Origin of the sequence: Streptomyces coeruleoprunus (assembly GCF_039542925.1) — a bacterium.
GTDB classification, from domain to species: Bacteria; Actinomycetota; Actinomycetes; order Streptomycetales; family Streptomycetaceae; genus Streptomyces; species Streptomyces coeruleoprunus.
Genome location: NZ_BAABIT010000001.1, coordinates 6,271,091 through 6,293,472, shown reverse-complemented (window position 1 = coordinate 6,293,472; position 22,382 = coordinate 6,271,091). Strand labels below are relative to the sequence as shown.

General features: G+C 72.9%; 19 protein-coding genes and 1 riboswitch. Of the genes, 9 read left to right on the top strand and 10 right to left on the bottom strand.

The window, feature by feature from the left end:
- Positions 1-109: 109 nt before the first annotated feature.
- A riboswitch (FMN riboswitch) is annotated at positions 110-240 on the bottom strand.
- Positions 241-531: 291 nt separating this feature from the next.
- The 3 genes from ABEB09_RS28255 (at position 532) to ABEB09_RS28245 (ending at position 4,786) form a co-directional block, all read left to right on the top strand.
- Positions 532-2,886 (top strand): chitinase C-terminal domain-containing protein, encoded by a 2,355-nt coding sequence (locus ABEB09_RS28255; RefSeq protein WP_345692729.1) that lies wholly within the window; start codon positions 532-534, stop codon positions 2,884-2,886.
- A gap of 118 nt (positions 2,887-3,004) precedes the next feature.
- Positions 3,005-3,925 carry an RNA polymerase sigma-70 factor gene (locus ABEB09_RS28250; RefSeq protein ID WP_345692728.1) on the top strand — a complete coding sequence of 307 codons (921 nt, stop codon included), beginning with the start codon at positions 3,005-3,007 and terminating at the stop codon, positions 3,923-3,925.
- A gap of 57 nt (positions 3,926-3,982) precedes the next feature.
- A complete protein-coding gene (locus tag ABEB09_RS28245; protein WP_345692727.1) occupies positions 3,983-4,786 on the top strand; it encodes an SDR family oxidoreductase in 804 nt (267 codons plus the stop codon).
- On the opposite strand, the gene ABEB09_RS28240 is transcribed toward ABEB09_RS28245, so the two are convergent.
- Entirely contained in the window at positions 4,755-5,957 is a 1,203-nt protein-coding gene (locus ABEB09_RS28240; protein ID WP_345692726.1) for an ROK family transcriptional regulator, read from the bottom strand. The genes ABEB09_RS28245 and ABEB09_RS28240 overlap by 32 nt on opposite strands.
- A gap of 87 nt (positions 5,958-6,044) precedes the next feature.
- Between ABEB09_RS28240 and ABEB09_RS28235 the strand changes: the two genes are divergently transcribed.
- From ABEB09_RS28235 to ABEB09_RS28225, 3 genes are all read left to right on the top strand, one after another.
- Entirely contained in the window at positions 6,045-7,283 is a 1,239-nt protein-coding gene (locus ABEB09_RS28235) for an MFS transporter (RefSeq protein ID WP_345692725.1), read from the top strand.
- A 168-nt stretch (positions 7,284-7,451) separates the two neighbouring features.
- On the top strand, positions 7,452-8,858 hold the full coding sequence (locus ABEB09_RS28230) for a uracil-xanthine permease family protein (RefSeq protein WP_345692724.1): 1,407 nt from the start codon (positions 7,452-7,454) through the stop codon (positions 8,856-8,858).
- Between the two features lie 371 nt (positions 8,859-9,229).
- On the top strand, positions 9,230-9,469 hold the full coding sequence (locus tag ABEB09_RS28225) for a hypothetical protein (RefSeq protein ID WP_345692723.1): 240 nt from the start codon (positions 9,230-9,232) through the stop codon (positions 9,467-9,469).
- 12 nt (positions 9,470-9,481) lie between these two features.
- Here ABEB09_RS28225 and ABEB09_RS28220 read toward each other — a convergent pair whose 3' ends face one another.
- Positions 9,482-10,738 (bottom strand): glycoside hydrolase family 6 protein, encoded by a 1,257-nt coding sequence (locus ABEB09_RS28220; protein ID WP_345692722.1) that lies wholly within the window; start codon positions 10,736-10,738, stop codon positions 9,482-9,484.
- 101 nt (positions 10,739-10,839) lie between these two features.
- Between ABEB09_RS28220 and ABEB09_RS28215 the strand changes: the two genes are divergently transcribed.
- A complete protein-coding gene (locus ABEB09_RS28215; protein WP_345692721.1) occupies positions 10,840-11,607 on the top strand; it encodes a DUF5995 family protein in 768 nt (255 codons plus the stop codon).
- Here ABEB09_RS28215 and ABEB09_RS28210 read toward each other — a convergent pair.
- Positions 11,568-13,274 carry a flavin monoamine oxidase family protein gene (locus ABEB09_RS28210; RefSeq protein ID WP_345692720.1) on the bottom strand — a complete coding sequence of 569 codons (1,707 nt, stop codon included), beginning with the start codon at positions 13,272-13,274 and terminating at the stop codon, positions 11,568-11,570. The two genes, ABEB09_RS28215 and ABEB09_RS28210, sit on opposite strands and share 40 nt — an antisense overlap.
- A 57-nt stretch (positions 13,275-13,331) precedes the next feature.
- Positions 13,332-14,129 (bottom strand): carbon-nitrogen hydrolase family protein, encoded by a 798-nt coding sequence (locus ABEB09_RS28205; RefSeq protein WP_345692719.1) that lies wholly within the window; start codon positions 14,127-14,129, stop codon positions 13,332-13,334.
- Between the two features lie 298 nt (positions 14,130-14,427).
- Here ABEB09_RS28205 and ABEB09_RS28200 point away from each other — a divergent pair, with 298 nt between their 5' ends.
- Positions 14,428-14,979: a Repetin gene (locus ABEB09_RS28200; RefSeq protein ID WP_345692718.1), complete on the top strand. Its 552-nt coding sequence runs from the start codon at positions 14,428-14,430 to the stop codon at positions 14,977-14,979.
- A gap of 12 nt (positions 14,980-14,991) precedes the next feature.
- On the opposite strand, the gene ABEB09_RS28195 is transcribed toward ABEB09_RS28200, so the two are convergent.
- Together ABEB09_RS28195 and ABEB09_RS28190 are read right to left on the bottom strand one after the other, a co-directional pair.
- Positions 14,992-15,447, bottom strand: coding sequence for an Lrp/AsnC family transcriptional regulator (locus tag ABEB09_RS28195; protein ID WP_175408773.1), 456 nt, complete (start codon positions 15,445-15,447; stop codon positions 14,992-14,994).
- Between the two features lie 10 nt (positions 15,448-15,457).
- On the bottom strand, positions 15,458-16,921 hold the full coding sequence (locus ABEB09_RS28190; RefSeq protein ID WP_345692717.1) for an amino acid permease: 1,464 nt from the start codon (positions 16,919-16,921) through the stop codon (positions 15,458-15,460).
- Positions 16,922-17,231: 310 nt separating this feature from the next.
- Here ABEB09_RS28190 and ABEB09_RS28185 point away from each other — a divergent pair, with 310 nt between their 5' ends.
- Positions 17,232-18,266, top strand: coding sequence for a GDSL-type esterase/lipase family protein (locus ABEB09_RS28185; RefSeq protein WP_345692716.1), 1,035 nt, complete (start codon positions 17,232-17,234; stop codon positions 18,264-18,266).
- Positions 18,267-18,388: 122 nt separating this feature from the next.
- Here ABEB09_RS28185 and ABEB09_RS28180 read toward each other — a convergent pair whose 3' ends face one another.
- The 4 genes from ABEB09_RS28180 to ABEB09_RS28165 form a co-directional block, all read right to left on the bottom strand.
- The gene (locus ABEB09_RS28180) at positions 18,389-19,834 is read right to left on the bottom strand and encodes a GuaB1 family IMP dehydrogenase-related protein (RefSeq protein ID WP_345692715.1); all 1,446 of its coding nucleotides are present in this window, start codon (positions 19,832-19,834) and stop codon (positions 18,389-18,391) included.
- A gap of 184 nt (positions 19,835-20,018) precedes the next feature.
- Positions 20,019-21,032, bottom strand: coding sequence for a sugar-binding transcriptional regulator (locus tag ABEB09_RS28175; RefSeq protein ID WP_345694116.1), 1,014 nt, complete (start codon positions 21,030-21,032; stop codon positions 20,019-20,021).
- Positions 21,033-21,150: 118 nt separating this feature from the next.
- Positions 21,151-21,834 carry a ribulose-phosphate 3-epimerase gene (gene rpe, locus ABEB09_RS28170; protein WP_345692714.1) on the bottom strand — a complete coding sequence of 228 codons (684 nt, stop codon included), beginning with the start codon at positions 21,832-21,834 and terminating at the stop codon, positions 21,151-21,153.
- A 313-nt stretch (positions 21,835-22,147) separates the two neighbouring features.
- The gene (locus ABEB09_RS28165; protein WP_345692713.1) at positions 22,148-22,300 is read right to left on the bottom strand and encodes a hypothetical protein; all 153 of its coding nucleotides are present in this window, start codon (positions 22,298-22,300) and stop codon (positions 22,148-22,150) included.
- Positions 22,301-22,382: the final 82 nt, after the last annotated feature.

Below are 22,382 nucleotides of genomic sequence, written 5' to 3'. Positions count from 1 at the left end.
AAGCGGGAACGGACACCACCGCACGGGTACGCCGGGCCGCGTCCGACCGGCCGACGGTAGGCTCCGACGGCCAGCAGACGGCCGGCGTGCCCCGGGGAGGGGTCGCCCGCCGCGCACTGCCTCCCATCCGGACTTTCACCGTCGGTCCAGGAATTTCACCTGGTCAACCGGCCACTGGATGCGGCCGGGTCGCGGACTGTAACCGCCGGTTCGGAATTACACCGACCCCGGAGTGCGCTGCTGCTGATACAGGGCAAGTGTGCCATGGCTTTCGGCCACCCAAACATGCGGGCGGCTGTGGGGTGACTCACAAACGGATGGCGATCCGGATCGCCCCGGGCCGCCTCCGCACCCCGACTTGACACTATTGGTCCAGACCTATTGACGCTTTGGTCTAGTCCTCTTAATGTCTGCGTCACCTCTCCGCGGAGTCGGCCCCCGGTGTGCGCACGCCGGGGGCCCAGCACCACCCAACCCCCTGCCAACAGCCGCACGTTGTGTGATGCCCGACCTCCCCAGGAGGACCCGACCGTGCTGTCATCCCCCCGCGCGAGAGCCTCGCTGCTCGCGTCCGGCGCCGCCGTGGCCGGACTGCTGCTCAGCTCGCTCTCCGGCGGCGTCTCGTACGCCGCCGACCACGAGACCTGTCGCCCCGACGGCCTGTACAAGACCCCCGGCGTGGACGTCCCGTACTGCTCGGTCTACGACACCGAGGGCCGCGAGAAGATGGGCGCCGACCACCAGCGCCGCGTCATCGGCTACTTCACCGGCTGGCGGACCGGCAAGGACGGGACGCCCGCGTACCTCGCGTCCGACATCCCGTGGGACAAGATCACCCACATCAACTACGCCTTCGCGCACGTCGACGCGGCCCACAAGATCTCCGTCGGGTCGGACGGCCCGAACAACGCCGCCACCGGCATGACCTGGCCGGGCGTCGCCGGCGCCGAGATGGACCCGGCGCTGCCCTACAAGGGCCACTTCAACCTGCTGAACAAATTCAAGAAGCAGCACCCCGACGTCAAGACGCTGATCTCCGTGGGCGGCTGGGCCGAGACGGGCGGCTATTTCGACGACAGCGGCAAGCGCGTCGCCTCCGGCGGCTTCTACTCCATGGCCACCAACGCCGACGGCTCGGTGAACCAGGCCGGGATCGACACCTTCGCCGACTCCGCCGTCGCGTTCGTCCGGAAGTACGGCTTCAACGGCGTCGACATCGACTACGAGTACCCGACGACCATGAAGGACGCGGGCAACCCGCTCGACTGGCAGATCTCCAACGGCCGCCGCGCGGGCCTGGTCAAGGGCTACTCGGCGCTGATGAAGACCCTGCGCGAGAGGCTCGACCGGGCCGGCGCCGCCGACGGCCGGCACTACCTGCTGACCGTCGCCGCCCCCTCGTCGGGCTACCTGCTGCGCGGCATGGAGACGTACCAGCAGCAGAAGTACCTCGACTACGTCAACATCATGTCGTACGACCTGCACGGCGCCTGGAACGAGTACGTGGGCCCCAACGCCTCGCTGTTCGACGACGGCAAGGACGCCGAGCTGGCGGCCGCAGGTGTCTACACGACCTCGCAGTACGGCGGCATCGGCTACCTCAACACCGACTGGGCGTACCACTACTTCCGCGGCTCGATGCCGGCCGGTCGCATCAACATCGGCCTGCCCTACTACACCCGCGGCTTCAAGAACGTGCAGGGCGGCACCGACGGCCTGTGGGGCAGGGCGGCCACCACGACCTGCCCCGCCGGGTCCGGGCTGACCAAGTGCGGCGACGGCGCCGTCGGCATCGACAACCTGTGGCACGACAAGGACGACAACGGCAAGGAGTCGCCGGCCGGCTCCAACCCGATGTGGCACGCCAAGAACCTGGAGAAGGGCGTCGCCGGCGACTACCTGACGCGGTACGGCTTCCCCGCCGGCACCACGCTCACCGGCACCTACGCCCGCAAGTACGACTCCACGCTGGTCGCGCCCTGGCTGTGGAACGCCGAGAAGAAGGTCTTCCTGTCGACGGAGGACGAGCAGTCCGTACGGGCCAAGGCCGCCTACGTGGCCGACCGTGGCATCGGCGGCACCATGGTCTGGGAGCTGGCCGGCGACTACGACTGGAACGCGGCCAAGGGGCAGTACGAGCCGGGCGACACGCTCACCACGACCATGTACGAGGCGTTCAAGTCCGCCGCCCCGTACGGCGCCAAGCGGTCGAACACCGCCCTGCCGACCCAGGCGGTCGCCGTCGACGTGGAGTTCGGCCGGTTCCCGCTCGGCGACTCCAACTACCCGATCAGCCCCAAGCTGAAGATCACCAACAACACCAGGGCCACGCTGCCCGGCGGTACGGAGTTCCAGTTCGACTACGCCACGTCGGCGCCGGCCAACGCCAAGGACCAGTCCGGCTTCGGGACGACGATCATCCGCTCCGACCACACGGGCGGCAACATCGGCGGGCTGAAGGGCGACTACCACCGCGTCTCGCTGAAGCTGCCGTCGTGGCAGTCGCTGGCGCCCGGCGCGTCGGTGGAGCTGGACTTCGTGTACTACCTGCCGGTGTCCACGCCGTCGAACTGGACGGTGACCTTCGGCGGCCGGACGTACGCGCTCGCCGGCGACCTGGCCCGCGGCACGACGCTCGTGGAGCCCGGCACGGGGACGGACCCGACGCCGACCCCGACGCCCACGCCGACGCCCACGCCGACGCCCACGCCGACGCCGACCCCGGGGGCGTGCACCGCGCCCGCGTGGGACGCGACGGTCGCGTACGGCGGCGGCTCCACGGTCTCCCACAAGTCCCGCAGCTGGAAGGCGAAGTGGTGGACGAAGGGCGAGGAGCCCGGCACCACCGGCGAGTGGGGGGTCTGGCAGGACCTGGGCGCCTGCTGACACGGTAGGACGGAGGCCCGGTGGCGGAAGAGAACGGCCCTTGCCCGCCACCGGGCCTCTCCGCGTCCCGCCGGGCCCCCTCCCGGGATCCGCGCGAGGGGCGTGGCAGGCTGACGGTGTGACAGCAGCGACCGGCCACCACGGCGTCCAGGAGTTCGAGACCCACCGTCCCCGCCTGTTCGGGCTGGCCTATCGCATGCTCGGCTCCGCCGAGGAGGCCGAGGACATGGTGCAGGACGCGTATCTGCGCTGGAGCGGCGCCGACCGGACGGTGATCGAGCGGCCGGCGGCCTGGCTGGCGAAGGTCGTCACCAATCTGTGCCTCAACCGGCTGACCTCGGCCCGCGCCCGCCGCGAGCAGTATCCGGGGCCCTGGCTTCCGGAGCCGGTCGTCACGGAGGGCGGCGCGCTGGGCCCGCTGGAGTCCGCCGAGCAGCGCGACGCCGTGTCGACGGCGATGCTCGTCCTGCTGGAACGGCTCACACCGACGGAGCGGGCCGTGTACGTGCTGCGCGAGGCGTTCGCGTACAGCCATCGCGAGATCGCCGAGGTGCTGGACATCGGCGAGGCGAACAGCCGGCAGCTGTACCGGAGGGCGGCGGCGCGGGTGGCCGTGCCGGAGGTCCGGTTCACGGCGGAGGACCGGGAGCGCCACCGCGAGCTGGTCGAGTCGTTCCTCACCGCCGCGCGGGAGGGCGACCTGGCCCGTCTGGAGAAGGTGCTGGCCGCCGATGTGACCTGGTGGGGCGACGGCGGGGGCGTCGTCAGCGCGGCCCGGCGGCCGATCCTGGGCCGGGAGAAGGTGCTGCGGTTCCTGGCGGGCGGCATGACCGGGTTCGGCGCCGGGTTCACGTTCTCGGCGGCCGAGGTCAACGGCGCTCCGGCGCTCCTCGCCCGGGAGGGCGGCGCGCTGGTCGCGATCGTGACGTTCGACGTCCGGGACGGGGTGATCGCGGTGGCCCGTGCGGTGGTGAATCCGCAGAAACTCGCGTTCGCGGCGCGCCAGCTGTCACATCCGGGGGAACCCGTCGGTTCGTAGCGGCGGACGGGCGTTCCGACCGAGAGGACGTCCGGTCCGGCTACGGAGGAGCGGATCATGAGCACGATCCTGGTGACCGGCGGTACGGGCACACTGGGCCGGCACGTCGTGGACAGGCTGCGCGCGGACGGGCACGACGTGCGGGTGCTGAGCCGGTACAGCGTCCCGCACGCGGTCGACCTGCGGGACGGCAAGGGGCTGGACGCGGCCCTGGAGGGCGTGGGGACGGTCGTCCACTGCGCCAGCACGCCGAGCGGCGGCGACGAGCGGGCGGCGCGGAACCTGATCGACGGCGCGCAGCGGACGGGTGTGGGCCATCTGGTCTACATCTCGATCGTCGGTGTCGACCGGGTGCCGCTGCGCTACTACCGCGCGAAGCTCGCGGTGGAGCAGCAGATCGAGCGGTCGGGGCTCGGCTGGACGACGCTGCGGACGACGCAGTTCCACGACCTCGTCCTGCGGTTCCTGGAGGCCTGCGCCCGGCTGCCGGTGCTGCCGGTCCCGGCGGGTGTGTCGGACCAGCCGGTCGAGGTCACGGAAGTCGCCGACCGGCTCGCCGCGCTCGCCGCGTCCGCCCCGGCGGGCCGGGTGCCCGACATGGGCGGCCCCGAGGTGCGGACGCTCCCCGACCTGGCCCGTGCGTACCTGCGGGCCACGGGGACGCGGCGGCCGGTGGTGAGCGTGCCGCTGATGGGCAAGGCGTACCGGGGGTTCCGTGCGGGCGGGCACCTGACGCCGGAACGGGCCGTGGGCCGGGGCACCTTCGAGGAGTTCCTGGAGCGGCGGTTCGGCCACGAGGCCGGGCTCAGCGGCGGGCCCGGCGCCGGGCTCAGCGGGGGGCCCGGGGTGCCGGCGGTGTGAACAGGTCGTCCTGGGCGGCGTCGCGGGCGGTCAACAGCGCGCCGCGCAGGACGGCTGCGCCGCCGAGCGCACTGGCCCGGACCTCCGTGCGCAGCGGGGACAGCTCGGTGAGGCGGGCCTCGACCCGGGAGGCCAGGGCGGGGCCGCCGGCGTGGCCGATCTCGCCGCCGAGGACCACGCGGCCCGGGTCGAGTACGGCGCTGACGGCGGCGGCACCGAGGGCGAGGCGGGCGGCGAGGCCGTCCAGGAAGGCGTCCGCGCCGGTCTCCAGCGCGGTGCGCACGGCGAGGGCGCCCGCCGGTTCGCCCTCGCCGTCCCGGCCGGGCACCTCGATGCCGTGTTCCCGCGCCAGGGCGCGGATGGCGGCGGAACCGGCCAGGGCGTGGAACCCTCCCCCGCAGTCCGTCGCCGACGGCAGGCCGGCGGTGCCGGGCACGGGCAGGAACCCGATCTCGCCGGCGCCACCGGAGGCCCCGCGCCGCAGGGCCCCGTCGAGGACGACGGCGGCGCCGACCCCGTGACCGAGCCAGAGCAGGACGAAGGTGTCCCGGTCGCGGGCGGCGCCCACGCGCAGCTCGGCGACGGCGGCGAGGTTCGTCTCGTTCTCGACGAGGACCGTCGCGGAGAGACGTTCCTGGAGGACGGTCACCAGGCGGCGGTGCCAGGCGGGCAGCTGGGCCGTGTCGCGCAGGGCTCCGCTCCCGGGGTCGATCAGGCCGGGCGCGCCGACGCCGACGGTGTGCAGGCGGGTGGCGCCCGCGTCCCGTACGGCCCGCTCCAGGAGCGCGGCGGCCTGGGCGACGGCGGGCTCGGTGCCGGTGTCGCCGTCGATCGGGACCGCGGCCTCGGCGAGCGGGGCGCCCAGGAGGTCGGTGACCGTGACGGAGACGCTGCGCAGCCGGACGTCCAGGGCGGCGAGGTGGGCGCGGTCGGCGACGATGCCGTACAGCCGGGCGTTGGGGCCCCGGCGCTCGGCTCCCGCCTCGCCGACGACCCGGACGAGCCCGGCGTCCTGGAGGCGTTCGACAAGGTCGGCGACCGTGGGCCGGGAGAGGCCCGTCAGCTTCTTCAACTGCCCTGCCGTCAGCGGCCCTTCCTCCTGGAGCAGGCGCAGGGCGAGCCGGTCGTTGATGGCGCGCGCGGTGCTGGGGGAGGCGGGTGCTGCGGGCATGGCGCGATCCTTTCAGATGATGCGGCGCGTGTGACCCCGCACCGCTTACTTTCAGGGACCCTTCCTGATAATTTACGGCGCGCAAGGGTGGACGGACGGACCGGGGAGGTGGCCGTGGGCGACGCGGCGTACGGCAAGGAGCGGTTGAGGCGCGCGCGGTTCGCCGTGGCCGCGGTGTTCTGCGTGCACGGCGCGGTCACCGGCAGCTTCGCGACCCGCATCCCGTGGATCCAGGAGCACGCCGGGGTCGGCCCCGGCCAGCTGGGGCTGGCGCTGGCGTTCCCCGCGCTGGGGGCGTCGCTGGCGATGCCGCTGGCCGGGCGGATCAGCCACCGGCTCGGCGACCGGCCCGCGCTGCGTGTGCTGCTGGCGCTGTGGACGCTGTCGCTGATCCTGCCGTCGCTCGCGCCGAACGTGTACGGGCTGTGCGCGGCGCTCTTCGTGTACGGCGCCACGTCCGGGATGTCCGACGTGGCGATGAACGCCATGGGCGTGGAGGTCGAGAACCGCTTCGGCCGCTCCATCATGTCGGGCCTGCACGGCATGTGGAGCGCCGGCGCCCTGATCGGCTCGGCGGCCGGCACGGTCGCGGCGCACCTGGGCGGTGACGCGCGGGTGCACCACCTGGTGGCCGCGCTGGTGCTCACGGCGCTGGGCCTCGTGTGCTGCCAGGGCGTCCTGGACCTGCGCAGCGCGCCGGACGCCGACCCGCCGCCGCGGTTCGCGCTGCCGCCGCGGTCGGCGGTGGTCATCGGCGCGATCGGGTTCTGCGGGGTGTTCGCGGAGGGCGCCAGCCTGGACTGGTCGGCGGTCTACCTGAAGGACGCGCTGGGGACCTCGCCGGGGATCGCGGCCGCGTCCACGACGGCGTTCGCGCTGACGATGGCGGTGGCCCGGCTCGTGGGCGACCGCGTCGTGGACCGGTTCGGCGCGGTGCGCACGGTACGGGTGGGCGGGGCCGCGGCGACGGTCGGCGGCGTGTTCGTGGTCGTGGCGCCGCACCCGGTGGCCGCGATGGCCGGGTTCGCGCTGCTGGGTCTCGGGGTGGCCGTCGTCGTCCCGCTGGCGTTCGCCGCGGCGGCGCGCAGCGGCCCGAACCCGAGCCAGGCCATCGCGGGCGTCGCCACCATCACGTACACGTCCGGCCTGATCGCCCCGTCGGCGATCGGCGGCCTGGCCGATGTCACCTCGCTGGCGGTGTCGTTCGGCGTGGTCACGGCCCTGGCCTTCGGCCTGGTGGTCGGCGCGGGCGTCCTGGCGCCGCGCAGCGGGGCGGGTGCGCGGGCGGATCGGGTGGGTGCGGGGGCGCGAGGTCAGGCGGGCTGAGGGGCGCGACGGGTGAGGGGCCCGGCTGGAGGCGCGACGGGCGGCCCGCCGGAGGGGCGGGCAAAGCCGACCTCCCGCCGGGCCGGGCCCGGCCCGGCCGTCGTCGCCCGGCCGCCCCCGTACCATGGCGTTCGATTATTTTCAGCCGGAGAACTGGAGCGACCCCGTATGAACCTCGGCGTGCGCTGGACCCTGCACGGCGACGGAAGGACCCCCGCTCCGGGAGCCGTGGTCCGGCCGGACGAGCGGCTGTCCTGGCCCCGGACCGCCGGACTCGGCGCCCAGCACGTGGTCGCGATGTTCGGCGCGTCGTTCGTGGCCCCGGTCCTCATGGGCCTGGACCCCAACCTCGCCATCATGATGTCCGGCGTCGCGACGATGATCTTCCTGCTGGCGACGCGCGGGAAGGTGCCGAGCTACCTCGGCTGCTCGCTGTCCTTCGTCGGCGTCGCCGCCGCGATCCGCGCGTCCGGCGGCACCAGCGCCACGGTGACCGGCGCGGTCCTGGTGGTGGGCCTCGCGCTGTTCCTGGCCGGCCTGGCGGTCCGGCGGTTCGGCGCCCGGATCATCCACGCCGCGATGCCGCCCGTCGTCACGGGCGCCGTGGTCATGCTGATCGGGTTCAACCTGGCGCCGGTCACGGCGTCGACGTACTGGCCGCAGGACCAGTGGACCGCGCTGCTGGTGATGCTGTTCACCGGGCTCGCGGTGGTGTGCCTGCGCGGCTTCTGGTCGCGGATCGCGATCTTCCTGGGGCTGATCTTCGGATACGGCATCTCCTGGGTCTTCGACCTGGCCTTCGGGAAGATCCACTCCCCCATGGGCGGCCCCGAGGCGGTCGACCACTGGCGGCTCGACCTGTCGGGCGTCGCCAAGGCCGACTGGATCGGGCTGCCGTCGTTCCACGCCCCCGGCTTCGAGTGGTCGGCGATCCTGGTCGCCCTGCCGGTGGTGATCGCGCTGATCGCGGAGAACGCCGGGCACGTCAAGGCGGTCGGCGAGATGACCGGCGACGCGCTGGACGACAAGCTGGGCACGGCCATCGCGGCCGACGGCGCCGCGTCGATGCTGTCGACGGCGGTGGGCGGCCCGCCGAACACCACGTACTCCGAGAACATCGGCGTCATGGCCGCGACCCGGGTCTACTCCACGGCGGCGTACTGGGCCGCCGCCGGCTTCGCGCTGCTCTTCGGGCTGTGCCCCAAGTTCGGCGCGGTGGTCGCGGCGATCCCGGGCGGCGTCCTCGGCGGGATCACGGTCATCCTGTACGGCATGATCGGTCTGCTGGGCGCGCAGATCTGGATCAACGCCAAGGTGGACCTGCGCAATCCGCTGAACCTGGTCCCGGCCGCGGCGGGCATCATCATCGGTGTGGGCGGTGTGAGCCTGAAGATCACCGACACGTTCGAGCTGGGCGGCATCGCACTCGGCACGATCGTCGTCATCACCGGCTACCACGCCCTGCGCGCCTTCGCCCCGGCCCACCTGAAGGCCGCCGAACCCCTCCTGGACTCGGGCACGTCCTCGTACGACGACGCGGCACCCGAGGCCGACCGGCCGGGCGCCAAGGCCTGACCCGCACCCGCACGACCGAGGGCCCCGTCCACACCGGACGGGGCCCTCGCGCATGCCCGGCACCGGCCCAACTCGACTGCCGCGGCGCCGGTTTGGCCCACGCGGCGCAGGAGCGGTAGCGTTGCCGCCGTCCGACTTGGCCCACTCGGCCGTGCCCTGCGCCAACAGGGCGCGACTGGGCTGGCCAATCCGGATGCCGAATCGCCGGGAGTAGGACCCGGCGCCACGTCCCGGCAAGCCGGGACGGCCCGCAGCACGAGCCGTACAGGTCACTCCACGACCTCAACGAATGCCGCCGACCCCGGCGGCGCACAGCCCGCGGGCGCTGTGCGACGACAGACACCCGTCTGTCTTCGTTGAGGTTCGCGCCCGTGGTCATCGGGCGCACCCTCTCGAAGGCGACGGCCGACCCGCCTCGGAGGGGCGCCATGTGGGCCGTGATGCAGGAACTCGCGCTGGCCGCGCCGCAGATGCTGCTGTACTTCCTCGCCCTGTTCGTCGTGATGTTCCTGGCATCCCTGCTGATCGCCCTGCGCCGGTCCGAGGCCGGTGAGCGGCCGGAGATCATCCGGGCGCTCGCCGACCTCATGGCCTTCTGGCGACGGAGGTGAGCCCTCCCCGCCTCACCCCCGCGCCAGCGCGTACGCGTAGTCCGGTGCGAAAGAACCCGCCGGGCCACGGCAGCCGTCCGACTCGCCCGGGAGTTTGATCCACAGGTAGGCGTCGATGCGGGTCGCGCCCGTACCGGTCGTCGGGGGCTGGCCCAGGGCACGGCCCGCCGGGTCGCACCACTGGCCCGGGGCCGGGGCGCCGTTGCCGTTGCGGCTGGTGTCGACGACGGCGCCCAGGCGGGACGGGCCGCCGAGCGCGGCGAGGACACGGCGGGCGTAGGCGACCTCGTCGCCTGTGCGGTGGAAGTTGGACACGTTGGTGAAGATGCCGTCCCCGTACGCCGCCGCCCCCGCGGCCCGCAGGCCGGCCGCCATCGTGGCGGCCGGGTGCCAGCCGGAGTGGCCGGCGTCGAAGTAGACGCGGGCCTTGGGGTTGGCGGCCTTCAACGTGCGGGCCGCACGGGCGAGCGAGGCGTGGCGCGCGGCACGGTCCCGCTCCGTGAGGCAGTCGGCCAGCGCCAGCGAGTCCGGCTCCAGGACGACGATGACGTGCCCGCTCCCCAGCCCCCGGGCGAAGGCGCGCATCCAGGCGTCGTACGCCGCGTGGTCCGGCGCCCCGCCCCGTGACGCGCCCCCGCAGTCGCGGTCCGGCACGGCGTACGGGACCACGACGGGGACCGCCCGGGCGGCCTCCGCTCCCGCCGTCACCGCGCGGACCCGGGCGGTGATCGTCGCCGGGTCGTACGCCGTGAACCAGACGGCGGCGGGCATTTCGGCGATCCGGGACTCGATGAGCGGGCGGCGCGGGTCCTCGGGGTGGCTCCGGACCCAGTCCAGGACGTGGGACCCGGGGTGGCGGTAGAGCGGGTGGTCGGCCAGGGTCAGGGGTTCCTCGGGCGGTGTGGCGCGGGGCTGCGGCCGGGGCCCGCCAGGGGTGCCCGGGCCGGGGGCTGGCCTCGCGGAGGACGCCGGCGGGGCGCTGCCGGGGGCCGTCGGGGCGGGCCGCGCCGCGGGGCTGTGCCTCGTCACCGGCGGCGACTGCGGCGCGGGGACCGTCGCCGCGCGGGGCGACGCCGGCGCCGCCACCCGCTGCCGTACCGAGCCGTCGGCCGCCACCGGTCGCCGTACCGTGTCGTCGCTCGCCGCCAGCAGACCGCTCACCGCGCCCACGGCGACCACCGTCGACGCCATGGCCGCCATCGCGTGGCGGCGCCTGGCGCGCCGCCGTTCGAGCCGTTCCCTCCGGCGCCGCGTGCGCACGCCCGACACCGCGCCTCCCCCCTGTGTCCCCGGGCCGCGGCCTTCGTCCGTTCCGGGGACGGCCCGCCCGATGACTACCCGGGGAGCGTAGCGACTGGGACCCTGCCCCCATGGGGCAGATCGATGAGTTCACCCGGGGGACCGGTGACCGCGCGCCATCGGTGGACACGGTGGTGGAGCGGATGCGGGCGTTCCGTTCGCAGTGGCCCGCGACGGACGGGGTCGCGGTCTTCAATCAGGTCTATCTGACCGTCACGGAGGAGATCGGCCGACGCATCGGGGACGGCGAGTTCCCGGACCCGCACGACGCGACGGCGCTGGCCGTGCGGTTCGCGGAGCGGTACGTCGCGGCCGTGGACGCGGCGGCAGGAGGCGGCCGTCCGCCGGCCTGCTGGCGGCCGCTCCTGGAGTACCGGAGCCATCCCGGCGTACGCCCGCTGCAGTTCGCGCTCGCCGGTATCAACGCGCACATCGGGCACGACCTGGCGCTGGCCGTGGTGGACGCCTGCCGTACGCTCCGCTGCGAACCCGCCGAGCTGGAGGGGGAGTTCGAGCAGGTGGGCGAGGTCCTCGTGCTGCTGGAGGAGCGGATCCGCGAAGAGCTGATGCCGGGTCCGGACCTGCTGGAGGTCGCGGACCCGCTGACGCATCTGCTGGGCTGCTGGAGCCTGGAGCGGGCCCGGGACGGAGCGTGGCTCGCGGCCCGCTCGCTGTGGCAGCTGCACCGGCTGCCGGGCCGGCTGTCCCGGGAGCTGGCCGAGGAGTTCACCGAACGCCTCGACCGCTCCGTGGGCCTGGTGGGGCGGATGCTGCTGACGCCGCTCGCCCCGGGACGGCCTCAGTCCTCCGGCAGCTCCACCGGGGCGATCTCGTCGTAGACGTCGCCCGGGCCCGGGTTGGTCGGGTCGGTGGCGCCGCCGAGCTGGTGCATGACGCCCCACACGGCGTTCAGCGCGGTCTGCACGGCGCCCTCGGCCCAGCCGGCCGTCCACGAGATGTCGTCGCCGGCGAGGAAGATGCCGCGCTTGTCCTCGGGCAGCCGGTCCTGCATGAAGTGCGTGTACAGGCGGCGCTGGTAGCGGTAGTGGCCCGGCAGGTTGGCCTTGAACGCGCCCATGAAGTAGGGCTCGTTCTCCCAGGAGACCGTCACCGGGTTGCCGATGATGTGCTTCCGGATGTCGACCTTCGGGTAGATCTCGCCGAGCGACTTCAGCATGACCTCCATCCGCTCGTTCGCGGACAGCGGCAGCCACTTCAGGCTGTCGTCGCACCAGGTGTACGAGAGGCAGATCACGGCCGGCTTGTCGGGGCCGTTGTCCAGCAGGTACGTACCGCGGGTCATCCGGTCGGTCAGCGTCATCGACATGACGTCCCGGCCGGTCGGATTTCCCCTGTCGTCGACGGCCTTGTCCAGCCAGAACGGCCGGTCGACGGGCACGAAGAGCTTGCTGGACTCCATGTAGTGGGTGCGCTCGATCGCGGTCCAGTGGTCGATCGGGAAGAGCGAGTCGTCGCACTGGATCTTGGACAGCAGCATCCACGACTGGGCCGTGAAGATCGCCGCCTGGTACGTGCGGATGTCGCCGTTCGCGTCGGTGACCGTGATCCGGTTGCCGGCGGTGCGGTGCAGCCGGGTCACGGCGGGCCTGGGCTCGCCGCCGTGCAGCGACTTCAGCGAGGTGCCGAGCGGCCAGTGGACGATCTTCTCCGGCTCGCGCTCCCACAGCCGCAGCGGGAGCTGCTGGCTGCCGCCGACGATGCCGCGGTGGTGGTCGTCGGCCTCGGTGTAGACGACGCGGAGGATCTCCAGGATCGAGTTCGGGAAGTCGGTGTCCCAGCCGCCGGTGCCGAAGCCGACCTGTCCGAAGATCTCGCGGTGGCGGAACGACTTGAACGCCTCGGACTCGCAGAGGAAGCCGTAGAAGGTCTGGTTGTCGAGCTTCTCGACGAGCTTCGCCCAGATCTCGCGGATGCGCGGCACGTCGCGCTCGCGCATGGCGCGGTTCATGTCGGAGAAGTCCGCGCCCTCCTCCAGGCAGGCGTTCCAGGCCTCGGCCACGTCGCGGTAGACCTGCGGCAGGTCGTCGATGGTCTCCGCGTAGTGCGACTCGCCCTTCAGGTCGACGACGGTCGACGGGGTGGACTCGGCGAGCGGGTTGGGGAACGGCTTGGTCTCCAGGCCCACCAGGTCGATGTAGTACTGCAGCGCCGTCGAGGAGGGCGGGAAGCGCATGGCGCCCAGCTCGCAGTTCACCTCCGGGTCGCAGCCCTCGAAGCCCACCGTGCGCAGCCGGCCGCCCAGCTGGTCGGCCTCGTAGACGACGGGCTTGAGGCCCATCTTCATCAGCTCGTAGGCGGCGACGATGCCGGAGAGGCCGCCGCCGATGATGGCGACCTCCGTGCCCAGCTCGGTCGCGGGTATCTGGCCGAGCCCGGCCGGGTGGGCCAGGAAGTCGTCGTACGCGTACGGGAAGTCCGGACCGAACATGGTGATCGGCGGCTGCGCGTCGGTGTGCTGGACGGCGGTGGGCACCGTGGACGTCATGGGGTACGGACTCCTTGCACGGGTGGAGAAGGGGGGTGCTGGGCGGGGGGGGAGCGCTCAGACGAGGGAGGTGTAGAGGGCGGGGCGGCGGTCCCGCAGGTAGGGGTTCTCGGCGCGGGAGGCCCGCAGGAGGTCGGGGTCGGCGTCGCCGGTGACCAGCTCTTCGCCGCGGCCGGCGCGGGCCCTGGCGGTGCCGTCGGGGCCCGCGAGGGCGGAGAGCCCGACGAACTCGAAGTCTCCCTCGGGCCCTGTCCGGTTGGCGTACGCGATGTACAGCTGGTTCTCGAAGGCGCGGACGGGGACGACGGCCTCGGCGACGACCTCGGCGGGGTGCATCAGCGCGGTCGGCACGAGGAGCAGGTCGGTGCCGGCCAGGGCGTGCGCCCGGACGTTCTCGGGGAACTCCACGTCGTAGCAGATCATCAGGCCGACCCGCAGGCCGTCGACGTCGGCCTGGACGACGGGCCGGTCGCCGGGCGTGAACCAGGTCGTCTCGAAGTCGCCGAAGAGGTGGGTCTTGCGGTAGTTCGCGAGGCGGGTGCCGTCGGCGCCGATCAGCTGGGCCGCGTTGTACACGCGGTCCCCGTCGCGCTCCGGGTAGCCGTAGGCGACGGCCAGACCGTGGCGTACGGCGACGGCGGCGACGGCCTCGGCGGACGGGCCGTCCGCGGGCTCGGCCAGCCGGTGCGTGTCGGCGTCGATCGCGTACCCCGTCAGGAACATCTCCGGAGCGACGAGCAGGCCCGCCCCGGTGGCCGCGGCGCGGGCGGCGGCCTCGTCGAGGACCTTGAGGTTGGCGGCCACGTCACCGAGCTGTCCGGAGCTCTGGAGCAGGGCGGTGCGCAGCGGCGGCATGGGCAGGACCTCGTCTGTGCGGGGAGGACGGGGGAGATGCAAAAAAGGTACGGTCCGGGCTTCGCGCCGGACAAGGCGTGACCGTTGCGGACCGACCGTCGAACCGTTGCGCGGTTGCCCGCCCCGGCGGTGATTCGTTGCGCGGCGCCCCGCCGGGGTCTGCTCCTCCCGAGGTCGGAGGGGTTCCCCGCCGTCCGGCGGAGCCCGGGAGCCGTCCGTGGGGCGATGTACCGGGACGGCCGCGCCGGGAGAGTGGTGGGTGTCCGATCAGAGGGATCACCAGGGAGGAACGCCCACCATGAAACGTCGTACGAAGATCGCCGCGCTCGGTGCCGCCCTGCTGCTCACCGCGGGTGCGGCGGGCTCCGCCGTGGCCTCCGGGGAGCCGGAGCGGCCGGCGGGCGAGCCGCGGGAGGCGGCGGCGCTCACCGGCAGCGCGAAGCTGTACCGGCCGGGCCACGACATCTCGTTCTCGTTCGACGCGCACCTGGCGGCGAAGGACAACATGCACCCGGAGGCGGCGTCCGGGACGTTCCGGCTGCGCCATGTGTTCCCCGACGGGTCCTCGGGGTGGGCGCGGGCCCGGGTGGACTGTCTGGTCACCGGCGGGAAGGTCGCCGTCGTGACCGGTGTCGTCGAGGAGAGCGACCGCTGGCCGAAGGGCCGGCGGGTCGGCGTCACCGTCCACGACCAGGGGCGGCACGACCGGCTCGGCTACAGCTGGGCCGGCCAGGACCCGCAGAAGGGGGACGTGGCCCCCTGTCTGAGCTCCGCCCCCTTCGAGAAGGTGAAGGCGGGAACGGGCGACTTCACGGTGCTCCCCTGGTATCCGGAGTACGGGGAGAGCTGAGCACGACGGGAGCTACGCGGGCGAGCCGGACGAGAAGCGCCGCAGCAGCGGCGAGAGCACCAGTACGGACTTGGTGCGCTCCACGAACGGCTCCCCCGCGATGCGCTCCAGCACGCGCTCGAAGTGGCGCATGTCGGAGGCGAAGACCTGGACGATCGCGTCCGCCTCACCGGTGACGGTGGACGCGGACGCGATCTCCGGGTAGCGCTCGAGACCGCGCTGGATGGTCTCGGGCGAGGTGTTGCTGCGTGCGTAGATCTCGATGAACCCCTCGGTCTCCCAGCCGAGCGCCGCCGGGTCCACCCGGACGGTGAAGCCCGTGATGGCCCCTTCGGCCCGCAGCCGGTCCACGCGCCGCTTGACGGCCGGCGCGGACAGACCGACCAGCGAACCGATGTCGGCGTACGAGCGGCGGGCGTCTTCGGCGAGGGCGTGGACGATGCGTTCGTCGAGGTCGTTCAGTCGCACGAGGGGTGGATCACTTCTCTGCTGTGGCCAATCGGGAGCGGCGCATGCCGTACAGGAAGTAGAACACGAGCCCGGCGGCCATCCAGCCACCGAAGACCACCCAGGTGACGACTCCGAGCTGGAACATGTTGTACGCGCAGAACCCGAAGCCGAGCAGCGGGAACAGCCAGCCGAACGGCACCTTGAAGGTGCGCTCCATGTCCGGCCGGGTGTAGCGGAGGACCACGACGGCGACGTTGACCAGGGCGAACGCGAACAGCGTGCCGATGCTGGTGGCGTCGACGAGCTTGCCGAGCGGGACGACCGCGGCGAGCACACCGCAGAAGAGGGACACGATGAGCGTGTTCAGGCGCGGCGTGCCGGTCTTGGCGTCGACCTTGCCGAACGCCTTGGGGACCAGGCCGTCGCGGGACATCGCGAAGAGGACGCGGGTCTGGCCGTAGAGCACGGTGAGGACCACGCTCGCGATGGAGATGACGGCGCCGGCGGCCAGCAGCGTGCCCCAGAAGGTCTGACCGCTGACGTCGTTCATGATCGTCGCGAGCGAGGCCTCGGAGCCCTCGAACTTCTTCCAGTTCCAGGCGCCGACCGCGACACCGGCGACGAGGACGTACAGCGTGGTGACGATGATCAGCGAGAGCATGATCGCGCGGGGCAGGTCCCGCTTGGGGTCCTTGGCCTCCTCGCCCGCGGTGGAGGCGGCGTCGAAGCCGATGTACGAGAAGAAGAGCGTCGCACCGGCGGCGCTGACGCCCGCCATGCCGAGCGGCATGAAGTCCGCGTAGTTGCCGGACTTGAAGCCCATGAAGCCGACGGCGCAGAAGAGGACGAGCGCGGCGATCTTCACGACGACCATGACCGTGTTGGCGCGGGCGGACTCACGGGCACCGCCGAGCAGGAACACCATCGCGAGCAGGACCACGATCAGCGCCGGCAGGTCGATCAGACCGCCGTCGCTGGGCGCCGTCGAGAGCGCCTCGGGGATGGTCACGCCGATCGTGCCGTTCAGCAGCTCGTTGAGGTAGTCGCCCCAGCCGACGGCCACGGCGGCGACGGACACGCCGTACTCCAGCACGAGGCACCAGCCGCACACCCAGGCGACGAGTTCGCCCATCGTTGCGTACGCGTACGAGTAGGAGGAGCCGGCGACCGGGATCGTGCCGGCCAGCTCGGCGTACGAGAGGGCCGAGAAGAGCGCGGTGAGACCGGCGATCACGAAGGCCAGGGTGACGGCCGGGCCGGCGACGGGGACGGCTTCGCCGAGGACGACGAAGATGCCGGTGCCGAGCGTGGCACCGATGCTGATCATGGTCAGCTGCCACATGGAGAGCGAGCGGCGGAGAGTGCCGCCCTCGCCCTGTCCGCCCTCTGCGACCAGGGCTTCCACCGGCTTGCGGCGGGTCAGCGCGGAGAGGCCCGACGGCTTGGGCGTCTGCGGCTCGGTCGTGGGTGGGGCTGCGCCTTGGTCCAGCACGCGTCGGCTCCTTCATCACTGCGGGGGTGAAGGACGGGACCGCGGCGGTGGGTGCGGGCAGGGGGAGGAAGCCCACGGGGGAAGGGGGAACCGCCGAGCAGGCGGTCACCGCCACTCCAGGTACGGGCCCTGAGCCTACGAGCTGACGTTCGCGCTCGTAATGCACTGTTGTTGCGCATCGACGAATGATCATTGCGCGCTTCGGGCACGCACGGGGAAACATTGCGCGCTGCCGCACGAATCGACACATTGCCCACCGTTCCTCGTTGTGGGCGGTGGTACCCGACGCCGCGACGAATGGAGGCCGCAGATGGGTCGTACGGCATGGCTCGACCCGGTGCCCTTCCTGCGGGGCACCGCATGGCTGGACGGCGCGAGGGCCGTACGGGCGGATCCCGCACACGCGGACGCCCTGCCGTGGGACACGGCCGCCCGCGCCGCGCTCCCGATCGGCGTCCGGCTGGAGTTCACCGCCCCCTCCGGTACCCGCGCGGTGCAGATCCGCTATCGGGCACACGTTCCCGAACAGGGCGATCCCTTGGGGGAGTTGGCCCACCACTTCGCCCTCTGGTGCGCCGGCCGCTGCGCGCGCGAGGCGTTCATGGAACCGGCCGACGAGGCGACGGTGACTCTGCCCCTGCCGCCGCCCCCGGCGCAGGACCGGCCCCCGGTCTTCACGGTGCACCCGCCGGAGAGCCAGGCGCCGGTGATCCTCGGCCTGCGCGGGCTCGGCGGCCCCCTGTCCCCCGCGCCGCGGCGGCCGCGCTGGCTGGTGCACGGCGACTCGATCACCGAGGGCTGGTGGTCGACGCGCCCCGCCCACGCCTGGCCCGCGGTGGCGGGACGGGCGCTCGGCCTCGACCCCGTGAACCTCGGGTACGCCGGGTCGGCGCGCGGCGAGCAGGCGGTGGCGCGGCAGCTGGCGACCCTGCCTGGTGACCTGATCACGCTGGCGTTCGGGACGAACTGCTGGTGGCCGGTGCCGACGCCGGCGCCCCTGATGTACGAGGTGACGCGGGCGTTCGTCCGCCTGGTCCGCGAGGGCCACCCCGACACGCCCGTGCTGCTGGTGTCGCCGCTGCTGCGCCCGGCGGCGGAGGACACGGCGCACCCGCCGGGTGACGCGCTGGCGGAGCTGCGGGCGGCGATGGAGGAGGCGGTACGGGACCTGGTGGCGGCCGGTGACGGGCGGCTGGCGCTGCTGCCGGGCCGGGAGGTGCTGCGCCCCGAGCACCTGGCCGACGGACTGCACCCGAACGACGCGGGACACGCCCGCCTGGCGGCGGCGGTGGCGGGGGCGCTGCGGGAGGCGGGGTTCGCGGGCGGCCAGGACACCGGGCGGTGACCCGTACAGGCCCCGCACCCGCCCTCGTGGACGCCCCCGCCCCCGTACACGCGGAAGCCGCCCCCGCAGCGCATCGCGCGCAGGGGCGGCTTCCGTCACAGGCCGGCCCTCAGGCCGTGGCCTCAGCTCCAGCTGGCGTGGAGCGGCTTGCCCTCGGCGTAGCCGGCGGCGCTCTGGACGCCGACGACGGCCTTCTCGGCGAACTCCTCCAGCGACGCGGCACCGGCGTAGGTGCAGGAGGAGCGGACGCCCGCGATGATCGAGTCGATCAGGTCCTCGACGCCCGGGCGGGCCGGGTCGAGGAACATCCGCGAGGTGGAGATGCCCTCCTCGAACAGCGCCTTGCGGGCCCGGTCGTAGGCCGACTCGTCGCTGGTGCGGTTGCGGACGGCACGCGCGGACGCCATGCCGAAGGACTCCTTGTAGAGGCGGCCGTTGGCGTCCTGCTGGAGGTCGCCGGGCGACTCGTAGGTGCCGGCGAACCAGGAGCCGATCATCACGTTGGACGCGCCGGCGGCGAGCGCCATGGCGACGTCACGCGGGTGACGGACACCGCCGTCGGCCCAGACGTGCTTGCCGTACTTCTTCGCCTCGGCGGCGCACTCCAGGACCGCGGAGAACTGGGGGCGGCCCACGCCCGTCATCATGCGCGTGGTGCACATGGCGCCGGGACCCACACCGACCTTGATGACGTCGGCGCCGGCCTCGATGAGGTCGCGGACGCCCTCGGCGGCGACGATGTTGCCGGCGACGATCGGCACCTGCGGGTCGAGCGCGCGCACCACGCGGATGGCGTTGATCATCGACTCCTGGTGGCCGTGCGCGGTGTCGATGACGAGCGTGTCGACGCCCGCGTCGAGCAGCTGCTTGGCCTTGCCCGCCACGTCGCCGTTGATGCCGACGGCGGCCGCGATGCGCAGCCGGCCCTTGGCGTCGACGGCCGGGGTGTAGAGGGTCGCGCGGAGGGCGCCCTTGCGGGTCAGGATGCCGGCGAGGCGGCCGTCGCCGTCCACGGCGGGGGCGTAGCGGCGGTTGTGGTGGTCGAGCGTGTTGAACGCCTCGCGCGGGTCCATGTCGGCGTCGAGGAGCAGCAGCTCGTCCTTGGACATGACCTCGGACAGCTGGGTGAAGCGGTCCACGCCGGTCAGGTCCCGGTCGGTGACGACACCGACCGGCCGGTGGTCGGCGTCCACGACGACGCCCGCGTTGTGCGCGCGCTTGGGCAGCAGCGACAGCGCGTCGGCGACGGTCTGGTGCGGCTCCAGCACGATCGGCGTGTCGAGGACGTGGTGCCGGCTCTTCACCCAGGAGATGACGTCGGTGACGACGTCGATCGGAATGTCCTGGGGGATGACGACGAGGCCGCCGCGGCGGGCGACGGTCTCGGCCATACGGCGGCCGGCGATGGCCGTCATGTTGGCGACGACCAGCGGGATCGTCGTACCGGTGCCGTCGGGGGTGGTGAGGTCGACGCCCTGGCGGGAGCCCACGGCCGAGCGGCTAGGCACCATGAACACATCGTCGTACGTGAGGTCGTACGGCGGCTTCAGGTCATTGAGGAAACGCACGTGCAGAACATCCCAGTCGTTCGGAGTTGGCCCCCGGGCATCTCAGCCGGGGGGAAAACGCACGTACTTCATTCTCCCATGCCGACAGCCGTTCGAACCCCAGACGAAACCTCCAGGTCACAGCGGGTCACCTGGTAGCTTCCTCCAAGGGCCGGTCCGAACGGCTCCGCGATCTTCAGTTGTCTCAGTTGTCCGGGTCGAAGCGCTCCAGCGCGGGCCGCGGTCCGGGCTGGGACTCGGTGAGCAGGTAGTCCGCGGCGGCCGTGTCCGTGACGAGGCTCGTGACGAGCCCGGAGCGGAGTACGGCGCCGATGGCCGCGGCCTTCCGGTGGCCGCCCGCGATGGCGACGACCTCGGGGATACGGCGCAAGCGGTCGGCCTCGACGGTGATGCACCGCTCCCCCAGGTCGCGTCCGACGCGGCGGCCGGAGGCGTCGAAGAGGTGGGCGGACATCTCGGCGGCGACGCCGAGCGACGCGTAGTGGGCGCGCTCCTCGTCGGTGAGCATGTCGTGGACGGTGGAGATGCCCGGCTCCCACGAGCCGATCGACACGGCCGCGACGGTGACCTTGTCGAAGTACTCGAAGGCGCGGGAGATGCCGGTCTGGCTGCGCAGCGCGGCGGCGGTGGCCGGGTCGGGCAGCAGCATCGGCGCGTAGATGGGGTGGGCCTCGCCGCCGGAGACCTGGGCGGCGCGGCGGACGGCCTCCACCGAGCCGCGCTCGGCGGTCCCGGCGTCGTACACGCCGGTGAGCTGGACGACGGTGCAGGGCGGCAGCCGGTCGAGGGCCGCCGCCATGTGGATGGTGGACCGGCCCCAGGCCAGGCCGAGGACGTCGCCCTCGGTCACCAGCTCGCCGAGCAGGTCGGCCGCGACCTCGCCCAGGTTCTCGGGGTCGGGCGACTCGTCCTCGCCCTCGGCGGGGGACTCGACGACGACGGCGTGGCGCAGGCCGTAGCGGGCGCGCAGCGCGTCGGACCGCTCGGCGTCCAGCTCGGCCGGGACGCGGATCTCGATCCGTACGAGGTCGCGCTCCAGGGCCGTCTCCAGGACGCGGGCGACCTTGAAGCGGCTGACGCCGAACTCCTCGGCGATCTGGATCTTGGATTTGCCCTCGAGATAGAAGCGACGGGCCATGGCCGCCGCCTGCACCAGCTCCGCGGGTCCCATCCGCAGGGCTGGTCGTCCCGCCGACATTGCAGACACCGCGTTCTCCTCACTGCTGTTCGCACTCCGGATCGCCATCCTTGCAGATCCGGCGACCCTTGATCAGTCCTGTTGGTTTGCGTTCATCTGGCGGTGACCCACCGGTGGCTCAGTGTCCGCACGCCCACGCGGCGGAGGCGGTCGCCCGGTCCGCCTTCTCGCGCAGCATGCGCACGGCCTCGGCCGGGTCGTCGGCCCCGTACACCGCGGAACCGGCGACGAAGACGTCGGCGCCGGCCTCGGCGCACTGTTCGATCGTGGCGGCCGAGACCCCGCCGTCGACCTGCAGCCACAGCTCCAGGCCGTGCTTGGAGATCAGCTCCCGGGTGCGGCGGATCTTCGGCAGCATGATGTCGAGGAACGCCTGCCCGCCGAACCCCGGCTCGACCGTCATGATCAGCAGCATGTCCAGCTCGGGGAGCAGGTCCTCGAACGGCTCGATGGGCGTGGCGGGCTTGAGCGCCATGGAGGCGCGGGCGCCCTTGGCCCGGATCTCGCGCGCCAGCCGCACGGGCGCGGCGGCGGCCTCGACGTGGAACGTCACCGAACCGGCGCCCGCCTCCACGTACTGCGGGGCCCAGCGGTCGGGGTCCGCGATCATGAGGTGGCAGTCCAGCGGCGTGTCCGTGGCCCGGCTGAGGGACTCCACGATCGGCACACCCAGCGTCAGGTTGGGCACGAAGTGGTTGTCCATGACATCGACGTGGAGCCAGTCGGCGCCTTCGACGGCCTTGGCCTCCTCGGCGAGCCGGGCGAAGTCGGCGGACAGGATGCTGGGGTTGATCTGGGCCATGTGCCAAGCCTGCCATGCTTCATGACTCTTCCTTGACCCGATCCCCGTCCAGGGTCCGCATCGACTCCCCACAGTCGGGGCAATCCCGGCAAAACGCCCTCCCGGGCAGGCCCGGCCGGAGCGACGACGGCCGGACGACCCCCGAAGAGACCTCGGAAGACCCGGCGAAACCCAAGGGCCGCCCAAAAGATTCCCAAGGACCTACAAGCCCGGCCCCGCCGGGGTCCGGCCACCCTCGCCCAGGAACTCCCGGGCCGCCTCCACCACCCGGTCCCGCACGGCGGCGTCCGGCGGCAGGTCCCACTCCTCGGGCTCACAACGCCACCAGCTCCGCGACGATCCGGGCGAACGGCCGCAGGGCGGGCGGGTGGCCCAGCTCGGCCGTGGCGCCCTCGTGGATCAGCCACAGGCCGTCCATCGGATGGAGCGCGCCCGCCGCGATGCGGCTCGCCCACCAGCGCGCCATGGCCCAGCGGGCGGCCGCTGGGTCGTGTCCTGCGGATCATGCCTGGGCCGCGGGGTCTGGCACGCCCTCCCCCAAGCCCTGA

Bases quoted from the DNA above. Each gene is read 5' to 3' on its own strand.
- ABEB09_RS28245 (WP_345692727.1), top strand. From the start codon at position 3,983: ATGAGCACGATCCTGGTGACCGGCGGTACGGGCACACTGGGCCGGCAC.
- ABEB09_RS28240 (WP_345692726.1), bottom strand. From the start codon at position 5,957: ATGCCCGCAGCACCCGCCTCCCCCAGCACCGCGCGCGCCATCAACGAC.
- ABEB09_RS28230 (WP_345692724.1), top strand. From the start codon at position 7,452: ATGAACCTCGGCGTGCGCTGGACCCTGCACGGCGACGGAAGGACCCCC.
- ABEB09_RS28215 (WP_345692721.1), top strand. From the start codon at position 10,840: ATGGGGCAGATCGATGAGTTCACCCGGGGGACCGGTGACCGCGCGCCA.
- ABEB09_RS28210 (WP_345692720.1), bottom strand. From the start codon at position 13,274: ATGACGTCCACGGTGCCCACCGCCGTCCAGCACACCGACGCGCAGCCG.
- ABEB09_RS28205 (WP_345692719.1), bottom strand. From the start codon at position 14,129: ATGCCGCCGCTGCGCACCGCCCTGCTCCAGAGCTCCGGACAGCTCGGT.
- ABEB09_RS28200 (WP_345692718.1), top strand. From the start codon at position 14,428: ATGAAACGTCGTACGAAGATCGCCGCGCTCGGTGCCGCCCTGCTGCTC.
- ABEB09_RS28185 (WP_345692716.1), top strand. From the start codon at position 17,232: ATGGGTCGTACGGCATGGCTCGACCCGGTGCCCTTCCTGCGGGGCACC.
- ABEB09_RS28175 (WP_345694116.1), bottom strand. From the start codon at position 21,032: ATGTCGGCGGGACGACCAGCCCTGCGGATGGGACCCGCGGAGCTGGTG.
- rpe (WP_345692714.1), bottom strand. From the start codon at position 21,834: ATGGCCCAGATCAACCCCAGCATCCTGTCCGCCGACTTCGCCCGGCTC.
- ABEB09_RS28165 (WP_345692713.1), bottom strand. From the start codon at position 22,300: ATGGCGCGCTGGTGGGCGAGCCGCATCGCGGCGGGCGCGCTCCATCCG.